This is a genomic window from Bradyrhizobium sp. CCBAU 11430, from assembly GCF_028128855.1.
Lineage (GTDB): Bacteria > Pseudomonadota > Alphaproteobacteria > Rhizobiales > Xanthobacteraceae > Bradyrhizobium > Bradyrhizobium ottawaense.
Map to the genome: position 1 here is coordinate 225923 of NZ_LBJV01000067.1, position 14432 is coordinate 240354.

A 14432-nucleotide genomic window follows, 5' to 3' on the forward strand; every position below is an offset into this window, starting at 1 on the left:
TCGTCGAACGATGTCACTCGATCACAGGCTTCTTTACGGTTGTTCGATCAAGGCCGATTTGCACCGCCCATCGCAAACGCCACGGCCCACGCAACGGACTCGTCGCCTCATCGGTCATGGAGATGCTTCTGCGAAGCTTCCGCTTCCTCGTCACGTCGCAGCAAGCTATCGTGCAAGTGGTTCAGTCCCGAGACTCCAACGAGAGATAGGCCTTTGTCGCGCACAGCGACCTGGTCCAGGTCCAGATCCGGCTTTCGGAGCGCCTATCTTCGTCGTACGATGCATCCCCCAAAAGCTCGGGGTGAACACGAGATGGCGCGAATTCCTCGGGGTGCAACGGTGCCCTGTTCGTCCCACTGGTTCTAACGCAATCGGCGGGGATTGAACAGCAAGTCGGCCAGCTCGATCACGTGCCGTCTCTTAGTCCGCCAGCAAACTGCTGTGATCAATTGGACCTGAGTGCATCTGCCAGTATCCATCTAGCGATGTTAGATCCAGAGATCAAAAGTCAGTTTCGATAGACGAAGCATTTGCCTAGTCCAGGACGTGGACGATGTCCAATCCTCGATCATTAGCTCCCGAGACAAATTCTAGCCGAGTTGTCAGCTACGTCGGTTGTCTGGTCGCAATCGGCGCCATCTATCTCGTCTTGGCCAAAGGTGGGCTTGCTCTCGCGTCCATTCATCCCAGTTCAACGCCAATTTGGCCGCCGACAGGTGTCGCGCTGGCGGCGGTGCTGTTGGGGGGATATCGGACCTGGCCAGCAATTTTTGCGGCAGCGTTGATTGCAAATGCGACGACGGCGGGCTCGGTTGCTACCGCAATCGCGATTGCGGCCGGCAACGCTCTTGAAGCGATTGTAGGCGCTTACCTCATTAATCGGTGGTCGAGCGGATGTAACACGTTTTCAACCCCCGATTCTGTCGCAAAGTTTGCGGTGATCTGCGTCGTCATCGCGACGCCGATCAGCGCCAGCATTGGACTGACCAGTCTGACAATCTTCGGGTACATCGAACAGAAAAGTTTCGCGGACGCGTGGATCACCTGGTGGCTGGGAGACGTGACAGGCGCACTGGTCATTACTCCCGTTATCGTGCTTTGGGCATCAAGCCGCTATCATGACTTCGAACGCCATGCGCTTCAGGAGACGGTTGGCGTCCTCACGACAGCGGCGGTTGTTGGACTCATTGCTTTCAGCCCTTTGATCGAGCAAACGCCCGGCCGAGATCCACTGGGTTTTCTGGCGATCTTGCCGATGTTGTGGGCGGCGCTGCGCCGCGGTCCACGCGATACCGCGACGGTCGCCCTGATGCTTGCGGGTATCACGATCTGGGGCACGCTCACGGGCGGCGGCCCGTTCGCAACTACGGACCTTAACGCATCGTTCCTGCTGGTGTTGATGTTCTTGATCAGCATTACCGTTCCAAGCTTGTTGCTGAGCGCCGATGTCGAGGTGCGCAAGAAAGCGGAGGAGCGTCTGCGCCGCGCGCGCGTCGAACTCGAGCAGAAGGTCGCAGAGCGAACGCAAGAGCTGGAGCTCGCCAGTGCCGCAAAGTCACGCTTTTTTGCCATGGCAAGCCATGATTTGCGGCAACCGTTACATGCATTAGGGCTGTTTGTTGCCCAGCTGCGCACGCCGCTCGAACCAGGGGAGAGGGCAAAGACGATCGAGCGGGTCGACGCAACGCGCAAGGAAATGGATGAAATGTTCAATTCGCTGCTGGACATTTCGAGACTCGATGCCGGGATGCTCATCCCTTACATTACCGAATTCCCGATCGGACGCCTGTTGCAAAAAAGCGAGACGGCGTTTGATCAGGCGACGCGAGAAAAAGGCGTGCGCTTACGGGTCAGGCCAAGTGACGCCTGGGTACGGAGCGACGCCATGCTGCTCGAACGCATATTGCTGAATCTGGTATCCAATGCTGTGCGCTATACGTTAAAGGGCGGGATCCTGGTCGGATGCCGTCGGCGCGGTGAAATGCTGCGCATCGAAGTATACGATACCGGTCCCGGCATTCCCGAGGATCAAAAGCAGAATATCTTTGGCGAGTTTTTTCAAGTTCCTGCTCCGGAGCAGAACCGGTCCGGCGGCCTGGGGCTCGGCCTTGCCATTGTCGACAGGCTTCGCTTGCTTCTCAACCATCCCATTGAGCTCGCTTCGACTGTGGGTCGCGGTTCGCGATTCACGATTCTGGTTCCGAAGGTCGACGAATGCGTCAGAGCCGCAGCGCCCGCCGACTTACCACACCCCGGCGCTTTTGCAGTCGACGGCAAGGCAATTCTTGTTATTGCCGATACTCCCATCGTGCAGGAGGGAACGGGCGGATTGCTCAGCAAATGGGGATGTTCGGTTCTTGCCGCCGGATCCGACGAAGCCGCACTGGTTCGACTTGCTGAGCGCGAACAACGCCCCGACCTCATAATCTCGGACTATCATCTCGCACGCGGGAAGACCGGAATCAGGGCAATTGAACAAATCAATGCGGCGTTTGGCTCGTCAATTCCTGCCATTCTCATCAGCGGCGATACGGCAGCTGAGCCACTGCGGGACGCCAAGGATAGAGGATACGTTTTGCTGCATAAGCCTGTCGACCCAATGCAGCTCCGCGCTGTCATGCACAAGCTGTTTAGGGATCACGATGGTGGGAGAGACGCTGGGGCAGTTTCATGATCCAGATTTCGGCCACTCCCAGCCCATTTTTCCGACCTTTATGATGGCCTCGGTGCGCGTCGCTACGCCGAGCGCCTTGAGAACGACCGTGATGTGATTCTTCACCGTAGGCACTGCCATATTGAGCATCCTGGCAATGACCTTATTGCTCTTCCCCTTCATCAGGAGCGCAAGTACTTCAATCTGCCGATCGGTCAACCCGAGCCCCTTGAGCGAGTCGGGCGCCATTGGCTTGTTTGCATGCCGTGGGCCCGCTGTCTTCTCCAGTATCTCCAACGGGATGTAAACTCCGCCGGAGAACACCAATTCAATAGCCTTGAGCATCACCTCGCGTTCCGTGGTTTTCGGAATGAAACCCAGCGCGCCGAATTTGAAGGCGCGCCTGACTGTGTCTTGATCATCGGAGGACGAGAGAATGACGACGGCAGTCCTCGCATAGCGATCGCGCAGTTCGCAAAGGACGGAGAAGCCGTCGCGATCAGGCAAATTGATATCAAGCAGAATGAGGCTGATGTCGGGATGCTCCTCGACGATGTGCATGGCCTCTCGGCCGCTCGAAGCTTCAAATATAACGGCTTCTCGCTTTAGTTGCTTCAGGACAGCGTGCAGCGCGGCCCGAATCAATGTGTGATCGTCAACAACAAGCACCTTCATAGAAAAGGTCTCCGTCTTCTGGCCGCCCGGAGATCAATAGGAAATCATATACCCACCTTCGAAATCGTCCATCTTCTATCTCGGCTCCGGCCGGCGGTTCGCCGTCAGGTAAGAAGGGAGCGGACTACGTGAAGCGCGCAGCTCGCGGGCCCCTTCTAATGCGAGCGATGAATTGCTCATCATATGTCTGACCAAGGTCAAACGGACGGCAGGACGGACGGTACCTTGGTCATAGGACCTAGGCACCTCTCTGTACCGACCTCCGGCCGATTTACAGGCTGCGGCGCTTGCACGATGATGACGACAGTCAGCCATTCCACCAGAGGGTTTTGCGCAGCCCGGCCATATCGTCATTGTCGCAGTTGCTGTTGTGGCCGGGTCGGTGTGAAGCAATTCTGGACTGCGTCGCTGTCAGAATCCCGCAGCGTGCTTTTTGTTACATTCAGTTCCTCTCGATCGTTCCTCTCGATCGTTCCTCTCGAAGCCTGCGCGTACCCTGGACGAGGCAAGCCAATGCAGGATCGGACCGCATCCCCGAAGCTATTTGCGGGCGCTCCGCCGGAGCTCAAAGTCAACAGCCGCGACCCTCGCATTGATGCCTGCCGCGGCATCGCGCTCTGGTGCATCTTTCTTGATCATGTCCCCAATAACATTGGAAGTTGGCTGACGCTACGGAACTACGGCTTCAGCGATGCCGCGGAAGTGTTCATGTTCGTCTCGGGAGTCACCTGCGCGCTAGCCTACGGCAAAGTACGGAGTTGCGAGGGGTGGACCAGCGTGATCCGCCGGACCCTGCGGCGAAGTTGGGACATCTATGTCGCATTTCTGCTGCTGACGCTCGCCTGCGCCATCTTGGTTCACCTCGCAGGCGGGGACCGTCTTGCTGATGAGAGCAATACGCGCATTCTGTTGGATCAGCCGGGCTCGGCGCTCGCCCACGCAGCGATTCTGCAATACCGTCCGGTCAATACCGACGTATTGCCGAACTTCGTGCTTCTCCACCTCTTTTTCGCGCCGTTGCTGTGGTTGCTGCTCCGAATGCCGAACGTGACGCTTGGCGCCTCGCTGGCGCTTTATGCGCTAGTGCAAATGTTCGGCTGGTCCATGCCGGCGTGGCCGAGCGGCCATTGGGCTTTCAATCCACTGGCCTGGCAGCTATTGGCGGTTCTTGGTGCGTGGATGATAATCGAGGGCGAAAGAGTGCGCCCCTGGCTAACGTCTCGCACGGTGCTCGTGCCCGCCGCTCTCTATCTGATCTTCAGCCTCGTCATCGCATTGAGCTGGAGAATCAAGCCGTTGGAAGCGTTGATCCCGCAGGGGCTGACCAAATTGGCTTACCCGCTAGACAAATCCAATCTCGATCCGTTGCGTCTATTGCATTTCTTGGCTCTAGCGGTTGTGGCGGTATGGTTCGTGCCGCCCAATCGGCAAGCATTGACGAGTGCGGTGATGCGCGGCGCCATCCTCTGTGGCAAGCACTCGTTGCCAATCTTCTGCCTCGGCGTCCTGCTGACGCTCGCTAGCCTCCTGGCGCTGCTCGACATATCGGAAGGGCTTGCGATGCAGATCACGCTCAGCGTTGGTGGAGTCCTCATGATGATCGTGGCAGCGACGCTGCTGAACTTGGTCAAGATCACGCCCCGGCTGCAGCCGACTGTTGCTCTGGCTGCAGGCGTGCGCGTCCCGCCGGCTGCCTGGGGCACCGTTGGCTGGCGCCCCTTGGAGGCGTTCCGCCGAGGACTGCGCGAGCTCGGATGGGCCGGCGGCCGGAATCCCGTCATCAATTGCTGGTTCGTGGATAGGCAATCCCACCGAGTGTACCAGGTGTTTGGCCTCGCAGACGGATTAGTACGGCCGAAGGCGGATGTCATCGCGGCGTCGCCGAAGCCTGCAGCCAGGAATGCAACAGCGACCATTCCATCGGCGGAATATGGCTTTTGACGCATCGGCACGGAAAAGTTCCGGCAGACCTCGAAGCCGCTCTGAGAGATCACTAGGAGGTGAAGGATCGCGTTTCTTCGCAGCGAGAGGCCGAATGTCTCAGCAACGGGAATCGTACGGTTCAGTCGCCATCTGGCGTTCCGCCGTGTTGCTGATGTACGGAGCCATTTCGAAGGTCACAGCACGCAGCCGCAGCGGGCAGATTGAGCATAGGCCAGGAGCCGAAAGTCAGCTTTGGCATGCGCCGTGCAAAACCGGTCGATGATCGGGGTCACCTTGTCACTGTAGCCGCGTTGCCAGTGTCCGACAGGCGCGCCACTGAAGTCCGCCGGATATTTTTCCGTGCTCACGGCCAGGAGAGTCCCTGTTTGCCAGCGAAAAATTCCCTGTTCCGATGCGACCGCGACGCTCGGGATTTCTGCGGATTTTCAAGTGGTTCCCGCCAACTCTCGTTGCCAAGGCGGGTCCTGCGGTGGGCGTTTTCCCTGTAAATTTCCCTGTTCGCAGGGAATGATCCGTTCGTTATGGTCAGCGCCCGCTCCATCGTGCGCAGCGCGCAATCGTGCGGTTCGGGGACCCCGGTCCCGGTCCCCGAGCTGGACGATGCAAATCAACCAAGTTGCGAAACCAGACTGACAAGCTCCGACTGGCGGTGCGCGCCCGTCTTCGAGAAGATCGACTTGAGGTGGTTGCGGGCGGTTTCGCGCGAGATGCGCAGGTGCTCGGACGCGCTGGCGAGCGATGTGCCGGTTGCAAGCAGGGCGGCCAGCCGGGATTCCGCCGGCGTGAGATCGAAGGCCTGGCCGATCAGCGCCGGGTCCGGCGCCGCGCGCGGGATGAGGTTGGACAGGATCAGCATGGCGCGAGCGCCGAGGAAGACGGAGCGCGCCGCGCCGTCCACCGGCAGGATCCGCAACACGACCGGTGGCTTTGTCGTCCGGCGGACAAGGATTGGAGAGGCGGGCATGGCCGCGGCATCCGGCGTCGATCGGATCATGCTGATCAGCTGATCGAGCCTTGTCATCGCCTGCTTGTCGTGAACAACGAGGCGCCGCTCCCTGATGCGGATCTCGTTGTCGAATCCGGTTTCGGCTGCCGTGTTGGTGCGCAGGACCATTCCTTCCCGATTGAGGATCAATGCGGGCTGTTGGACCCGGTCGAGCACATCGGTCATCGAGGAGAGCGCGACCCTTCCCATCACCGTCGCGAGCGTGGCGGTCTCGGTCAGGCGCGGCGCCAATTGGGCAAGCAGTTGCTTGTCGGGTGCCTCGAATGCGCCTTCGTGGCCGGTTCGCTGGATCGTCAATGCCCACGCTGCGCTGTCGGCCCAGAAGCCGATGCCGGCGAACCACCGGTATCCGAACGGGAACAGCACCTCGTTGTACATGGGATCGGCGCGAATCTGCTCCGGGGTCATCATATCGAGGTCGGTCACGACCTCGCCCGCCATCATGCGCGGAAAAGCCTTGGCGCGCGGGTCTCTTAAGTGCCAGTTGTTCCTGAAGTAGAGATCGGTGGCCTCGGCGATCGATGCCGTGCGTGGAACGTCGGGAGTCCTGACGTCACTTTGAAGGAGTATGGCCGCCGACGCGCCCACCGCCCTGCAGATGTCATCCATGATGTCGCGCCATGCTTCCGGATTCACGGCGGCCTCGCCAAGTCGATTGAGGACCCTCGACAGTCCTGCACCGTCGATTTTGTCGGCTTTCAAGCGCGGTCCCCTTCGCCCAGCCCCGCGCATTTCGTTGCAGCCCGGCATGCATTCTTGCTGCATGCCGGGCAGAAAGTCCCCGACATCTGAGGCCCTCCAACGCGTTTCCCCGACCGGCGATGCTTCGTGAGGAGGCGGCTCGAAGCAAGCCCCCTTGCCTGTCTTTCCTGAAAAATCGCACTTGACGAAAGTCTAGCGGATGGCTGCGGAAGGCGGCGGCGCCCGGACCGGAATGACCCATTCGGGTCATGCGTCCAGATGTGCCGGCGCTATTCCATGGACGAGGAATATTTGCTGCACCAGGAATTGAGATGACATTGCTTTGCTTGAGTCAGTCGGATTTCGGCGTCGGCTTTCGGCTCCCGATATCGAGCTGCAGCAGGGATATTTGGGCGCGTCAGAATGTCGCAGTTCGTGTCCCCAGGCGCGGCGCGAATTGTTCAGCCGCGCTATCAACGGTCGCAATCCATTTTCTCGGCAGCTTAAGCGATCTGGTCAAGGCCAGCCGGGGAGGCAAGGCGATCGCTTCATTCCATCCCGTATTGTGCTGCAGTTCGGCAAAGTTTCGATCCCATGGTCTGCCGAATTCGGGCGCAATCGCAAAGCCGGGACACATGCTCTCTCGGCTGCGCTGTTCAATTCACGCCGCGCTTAAGGTTAGCAGCTGTGCTGCCTTGACGCAGTCACGCAACAATGGAAACAATTTGCAATTATCAGAAGTCCTTCGTCGCTCCGTGACAGGACTTCGCCGTTCGCCGTCAGGCAACGACGCCTCGTCGAATCGATACCCAATACAACCATAACAAGACCATTTCATTTCCAACTCGCGCCGTTGGGCTGACGGCGAACTTTGAGCATCAGAATGTTAAAGGGGGGCTCGCCATGAGCGACCAGACGATTTTGCGCGCCAGTTTTGTCTCGGAGTCCGCGGCCTTTCGCAACACCTTTGGTTGGTACAACAGCTCAACGGGGCTCGGCGGAATCCTGTTTGCAAATGCGGATTCGCAAGGGGCTGGCGCCCTCACTCCCGGTGTCTCCCATGTCGACTTCGCGGTGAACACGGCCGATCTCGGCAAGATCCAGTTCTTCCTCATTCCGGATGGTGCGGCGCAGGGCCGCAACGATGCCAACGATCTCACCGGCGCCATCAAGGTCATCAAGCTTTCGGACGGCACCTGGGCGGTCGCCGATGTCGATGCCAACGGCAACGTCATCTACGTTGCCGGCAAGCCCGATCTGCTCACGGGCGCCGGCGCCAATGCGTTGTTTACCGAGACCTCCAAGAACGCGGGCGGCGTCGATTATGCCTCGTCGGTCACGGGCAGCCAGCAGACGGCAGCCAAGCTCGCCGGCGACACTGCCGACGGCGCGACCGGCACCATCGCCTGGGAGGATACCGCCGCGACGCGCAGGTCCAACGGCAGCTACACCGCGCCGGGCGACGCCGACTACAACGACGCCGTCTTCCAGGTTTCGCTCGTGCAAAAACCGGTCGCCAATGCCGACGCCGTCACGATCGGCGAGGATGCCGGCGTCACCGCGATCAACGTGCTCGCCAATGACACCAACCCCGCGGGCGGGACGCTGCGCGTCACCTCCGTCAATACACAGGGAATTTTGGGGACGGTCAGCATCGCCGCCGACGGCCACAACATCGCCTATACCCCGGGTTCTGCGTTCCAGTCGCTGCGCGCCGGCCAGTCCGCGACCGAGACCTTCACCTACACCGTAACCAACAGCGCCGGCCTGACATCGACGGCGACGGCGACCGTCACGATCCAGGGCGCCAACGATGCCGCAATCATCGGCACACCCTCGGCTGCCGATGTCACCGAGGATTCCCGCAATCCGACCCTGAAGCTCACTGGAACGATCGCGATCTCCGACGTCGATCAGGGCGAATCGGCGTTCAAGACCACCGTGGTATCCGCCTTGGGCAATTTCGGCACCCTGTCCCTGAAGGCCGACGGCAGCTACACCTATTCGATCGCCAACAGTGCCGTTCAATATCTCGGCGCCGGCGAGACCAGGGTCGAGACGTTTACGGTCAGCGCGCTGGACGGCACGGCCAAGCAGGTCTCCTTCACGGTTCACGGCACCAACGACGCCGCCGTGGTCGGTGCGCCCGCCTTCACCACCGTCACCGAAGACGCCAGCGCGCCGACGCTGTCGGTGTCAGGCACGATCTCGATCTCGGATGCCGACCAGAACCAGTCCACGTTCCAGGCCGGCGTGATCACGGGGCAGGGCAATCTGGGCGCACTGACGCTGAATGCCAACGGCACCTACAGCTATTCGGTCGCCAACAGCGCCGTGCAATATCTCGGTGCGGGGGACACCAAGGTCGAAACCTTCACCGTCAAGTCGTTCGACGGCACGGCCAAGCAGGTCTCTTTCGTCATCAAGGGCGTCAATGACGCAGCGGTGATCGGCACACCCACGGTTCACGACGTCTACGACAATCCGTCGGCGCTCGTGCTCACCGCGTCCGGCAGCATCGGCATCACGGATGTTGATCAGGGCGAGGCGGCGTTCAAGCCGGCCGTTGGCTCCGCTGCCGGCAATCTGGGCTTCCTGCTGCTGTCGGGCGACGGCAGCTATGTCTACGTCGTGGCCGAAAGTGCTGCGCACAATCTGGCGGCCGGCGCCGTCAAGGTCGACACCTTCACCGTGACCGCTGTCGATGGCACCACCAAGCAGGTCAGCTTCACCGTTCATGGCCCGGCCGGCGGCAATCACGCGGCGACGATCGGCGATCCCACCATTGCGGACGTGACGGAAGACCTTGCGGCGAACAACGCCGGGAATCTGACCGCGGTGGGCAGCATCTCGGTCAGCGACCCGGATGCGGGCCAGTCGTCATTCCAGGCCGGCGTGCTCACAGGGCCGGGCAATCTCGGCACGCTGAACCTCTCGGCCAACGGCGGCTACACCTACGCTGTCGCCAACAACGCCGCGCAATATCTCGGAGCCGGCGAAACCAAGATCGATACGTTCCGGGTCACCTCTCAGGATGGCACCTCCAAGGACGTCACGTTCACGATCCACGGCGAGAATGACGGCGCGACCATTGGCAATGTCGGGGATCACGAGGTCACCGAGGACGGCCAACTGACAGCGTCCGGGCAGCTGTCCATCGTCGATGCCGACCAGAACCAGGCCGCGTTCCAGGCCAGCGAGATCACGGCACAAGGCAACCTCGGCACGGTGACGCTGCTGGCCGACGGCCACTACACCTATTCGGTCGACAACGCCGCTATTCAGTATCTCGGCGCCAATGACACCAAGACGGAGACTTTCACGGTCACGTCCGTCGACGGCACGACCAAGAATATCAGCTTCGATATCCATGGCGCGCAGGACGCACCGAATCTGAGCGTACAGGACTCGTCGGGCGCCGCCGACGGAAACATCACGCTTCACATAGCGGCCGACAAGGTCGATCTGGGCAGCACCTTGTCGGTGAAGATCGAGGGGGTGCCGTCGAGCTTTACGGTACAGAACGGCGCAGCGATCGGGGACGGCGCCTGGCTCGTGACGGGCGACTCAATCCAGAACGTCGTCCTGATCCCGAACCATGCCGTCGGCAGCGCGGATCCGTTCACCCTGCAGGTCACCGCCATCTCCGACGACGGCGTTCATCAGGCGGTGAGCTCGGCCGAGCTCGCGCTGACCGTGACGTCCGGTGCCAACGAGATCAACGCGCTGGATATCGACGGCTATATCGGCGGCGCAACCGTATTTGCTGACGCCAACAACAACGGAATACTCGACGCAGGCGAGGCGCACACGACGACACGGGCTGACGGCAGTTTTACGTTGGCGGGCGGCTCCGGTCCGCTCGTGAGTATCGGCGGCGTCGATATCTCGACGGGATTGCAGGTCGCCGGCGTGCTGAGGGCGCCGGAGGGCTCCACCGTCATCACTCCGCTGACGACGCTGATCGCCGCACTGGTCGACAGCACGGCAAACGATGAGCATCCGCTGACGGCGGACCAGGCCATGAGCGCCGTGGCGGCGGCTTTCAACCTCGATCTCACCGGAGGTGTCGACCTGAGGTCGTTCGACCCGGTGCCCGATGCGGTAAACAACGATGCCACCGCGACCGCGGTGCTCGCGGCAGCCATCCAGGTCCAAAGCACCGTCGCTCAGGTGTCGGCCGTCGGCGTGGAGACGGGCGCGGTCATTACAGCGATTGCAAGCGCTATTACGGCGTCTCTGAGCGGCCCCGGCGCGCCCGTCTTCGATCTGGCATCTTCCGATACGGTTCAGAGCGTCGTCACATCCTCCGGCGTCGATGCGGCGGCCGCCGCGACGGTTATCGAGGTCGTTGCTGCCGCGAACGACAGCATTCAGGCTGCCACGAACGTCACTGAATTGGCGCAGGCCGGCCAAGTCGCTCAAGGCGCGGCTGCCGACCAACTCGCCGCGACCGATTTTTCGGATCAACAATCGATTGATCAGCTCACAGACCGTTTTGTCGATAATCTCGACACTGAGGTTGCGAATGCCGTGCTGATCCCGGTCGGTAGCGCCTTGTTGGGCTCGCTCGGCGATGACGTGCTTTCGGGCGGAGGTGGTAACGATCTGATCGATGGCCAGGACGGCAACGATCGCATCAGCGGTGGCGACGGAAACGACATCCTCTTTGGCGGCGCTGGCAAGGACTATCTCGGCGGCGGTTCGGGTGACGATATCCTCGACGGTGGCCCGGGCTTCGACCGCGCCGTCTATACCGACGCGACCGGCGGCGTCACGATCGATCTGGCGGCCGGAACGGCGTCCGGCGCCGGCGTGGGGACGGACACCCTCGTCAACATCGAAGCTGCCGTCGGCAGCGACTTTGCCGATACATTCAACGCGGCGGGCTTCACCGGCGACGCCCATGTCCCGGGTAGCCCTGTCGGCTACAACGAGTTCGAAGGCAGAGGCGGCGACGACACCATCATCAGCAACACCAACAGCCAGGGCGCCGAGCTGACGCGCGTCTCCTATGTCAGCGCCACCGGCGCGGTGACGGTGGATCTCGTCGCCGGCTATGCCCAAGGCGATGCATCGGTGGGCCACGACACCCTCGTCGGGTCCGGCTTCAACGGCGTCTGGGGCTCCGCGCATAACGACACGATTCTGGGCAGCAACAATCCGATGTTCACCGCAGAGGTGTATTCGGGCTTTGCGGGCAACGACTACATCGACGGCCGCGGTGGCTACGACCGTGTGGACTACAACGTCGATCCGAACACCACGACGGGAATTACGGTCAATCTCGCCGCCGGATCCGTCACCGGCGATTCGACCGTCGGCACGGATACGTTGCGCGGGATCGAGGCGATCCGCGGCACCAACTTCGCCGATACCTACAATGCCACCGGTTTCGGCTCGGGCAGCGTCAACGCCGGCTCGAACGGGACGTTCAACGAGTTCACCGGCAATGGCGGTGACGACACCATCACCGGCAACGGCTTCACGCGGCTCGGTTTCAACAACGCGACGGCCGGAGTCCAGGTCGACTTCGTCACCGGCACCGCCACCGGCGATTCATCCGTCGGCACCGATCATTTCACCGGCGTCAACGCCGTCCAGGCCTCGATGTTCGATGACACGCTGCTGGGCGGGGCGACCAACGACAACTTCACCGGCCTCGCCGGCAACGACTATATCGACGGCCGCGGCGGCTTCGACGTCTCGTCCTACAACAACATCTTCTTCATCACGGGAAGCATCACCGTCAATATGGCGGCCGGCATCGTCACCGGAGACGCCTCGAACGGCACGGATACGCTTCGTTCGATCGAGGGCATTCAGGGCACCAACTTCGACGATACCTACGATGCGACCGGTTACGGGGTGGCCGGCGCGAATGTCGGCAACAACGGGACCTTCAACCAGTTCGAAGGGCTGAGCGGTGACGACGTCATCACCGGTAACGGCAACACGCGCCTGATCTTCGCCAACGCGACCGGCGGGGTGACCATCAATCTCGCGGGCGGCACCGCCACCGGCGACGGCTCGACCGGTCACGACACGTTCACCGGCGTCAACAGCGCCCTGGGCAGCAACTTTGCCGACATCTTCGACGCAACGGGATTCTCTGGTCCGAGCGGGACCTCGTTCCAGGGGCAGGGCGGCAACGACCAGATCACCGGCAACGGCGCGACGCAGATTCAGTACAACAACGCCACTGCCGGCGTGACCGTCAACCTCACTGCGGGCACGGCCGACGGCGACGGCTCGGTCGGCCACGACACCATCACGGGCGGCGTGTTCAATGTCCTGGGGTCCAATTTCAACGACACCATCATCGGCAGCGCCAGCAACGACAGTCTCTCCGGCAACGTCGGCAACGACATCCTGGATGGTCGTGCCGGCAACGACTTCCTCAGTGGCGGCGCCGGCGTGGACACCTTTGTCTATGCGAGCGGCGGCGGCTTCGACTTCATCCAGGACTTCGTCCATGGCCAGGACAAGCTCGATCTGACCGGGGTCTACGGCATCTTCAGCCTCTCTGACTTGCAAGCGCATGCTGTGCAGAGCGGCCCCAACACGGTCATTACCTTCAGCTCGGGTGACGGCCTCACGCTTCAGAACGTCAATCTGAGCAGCTTGACGGCGAGCGATTTCCTGTTCGGCGCGCCGGCCGCGCCGATCGTCGGCGACGGAAACGCGAACGACCTCGTCGGCACCGCAAATGCCGAATCCATCAGCGGTCTTGGTGGCAACGACCGCCTCCAGGGCCTCGGCGGCAGCGACCTTCTCGATGGCGGTGCGGGCTTCGATCGCGCCATCTATACCGATGCGACCGGCGGCATCGCCGTCAACCTCGCGGCCGGCACGGCCTCGGGAGCTGGCGTCGGGACAGACACGCTCATCGGCATCGAGGGTGTGGTCGGCAGCAATTATGCCGACACGTTCAATGCGGCCGGATTCACCGGATCGACCGGTCTGCCCGGCGTAGCCGCCGGCCAGAGCGAGTTTGAAGGGCGCGGCGGCAACGATAGCGTCATCGGCGATCTCAACGCCCTGGGGCAGGCAGTGACGCGACTGTCCTATCTGAGCGCGAGCAGCGCGGTCATCGTCGACATCGGGGCCGGGACCGCGGATGGCGACGCTTCGGTGGGCCACGACACCTTCTCCAACGTCTCGACGATCTGGGGCTCGGCCTCCAACGACACGTTCTACGGCAGCGACAATGCGGCCTTCACCTACGAGACCTATGAAGGTCGCGGCGGCGACGACTATATCGACGGCCGCGGCGGCTACGACCAGGTCACCTACAATTCGGACACGACGACCACGTCGGGCATCTATGTTCACCTTGCCGCAGGCACCGTGAACGGTGACGCCACGGTCGGCACCGACACGATCCGCAGCGTCGAGGCCGCGCGCGGCACCAATTTCGACGACACGTTCGACGCGACCGGGTTCGGCCAGGTCGGGGCGACCAATGTCGGC

General features: G+C 61.6%; 6 protein-coding genes. 3 read left to right on the forward strand and 3 right to left on the reverse strand.

Features of this window, described 5'->3' with window-relative positions:
* Positions 1-553 precede the first annotated feature (553 nt).
* Positions 554-2674, forward strand: a complete 2121-nt coding sequence (locus XI04_RS27240; protein WP_162832245.1) for an MASE1 domain-containing protein — start codon at positions 554-556, stop codon at positions 2672-2674.
* Here the strand turns inward: XI04_RS27240 and XI04_RS27245 are convergent.
* Positions 2669-3328 carry a response regulator gene (locus XI04_RS27245; protein WP_028144290.1) on the reverse strand — a complete coding sequence of 220 codons (660 nt, stop codon included), beginning with the start codon at positions 3326-3328 and terminating at the stop codon, positions 2669-2671. The two genes, XI04_RS27240 and XI04_RS27245, sit on opposite strands and share 6 nt — an antisense overlap.
* 513 nt (positions 3329-3841) lie before the next feature.
* On the opposite strand from XI04_RS27245, the gene opgC reads away from it, so the two are divergent.
* Positions 3842-5269 carry an OpgC domain-containing protein gene (gene opgC, locus XI04_RS27250; protein ID WP_028144289.1) on the forward strand — a complete coding sequence of 476 codons (1428 nt, stop codon included), beginning with the start codon at positions 3842-3844 and terminating at the stop codon, positions 5267-5269.
* A 176-nt stretch (positions 5270-5445) separates the two neighbouring features.
* On the opposite strand, the gene XI04_RS27255 is transcribed toward opgC, so the two are convergent.
* Positions 5446-5619: a hypothetical protein gene (locus XI04_RS27255; protein WP_271623825.1), complete on the reverse strand. Its 174-nt coding sequence runs from the start codon at positions 5617-5619 to the stop codon at positions 5446-5448.
* Between the two features lie 260 nt (positions 5620-5879).
* Positions 5880-6980, reverse strand: a complete 1101-nt coding sequence (locus XI04_RS27260; RefSeq protein WP_271623826.1) for a helix-turn-helix transcriptional regulator — start codon at positions 6978-6980, stop codon at positions 5880-5882.
* An 882-nt stretch (positions 6981-7862) separates the two neighbouring features.
* Here XI04_RS27260 and XI04_RS27265 point away from each other — a divergent pair.
* Positions 7863-14432: VCBS domain-containing protein (locus XI04_RS27265; protein ID WP_271611332.1), on the forward strand; the 6570-nt coding region annotated here is incomplete at its 3' end.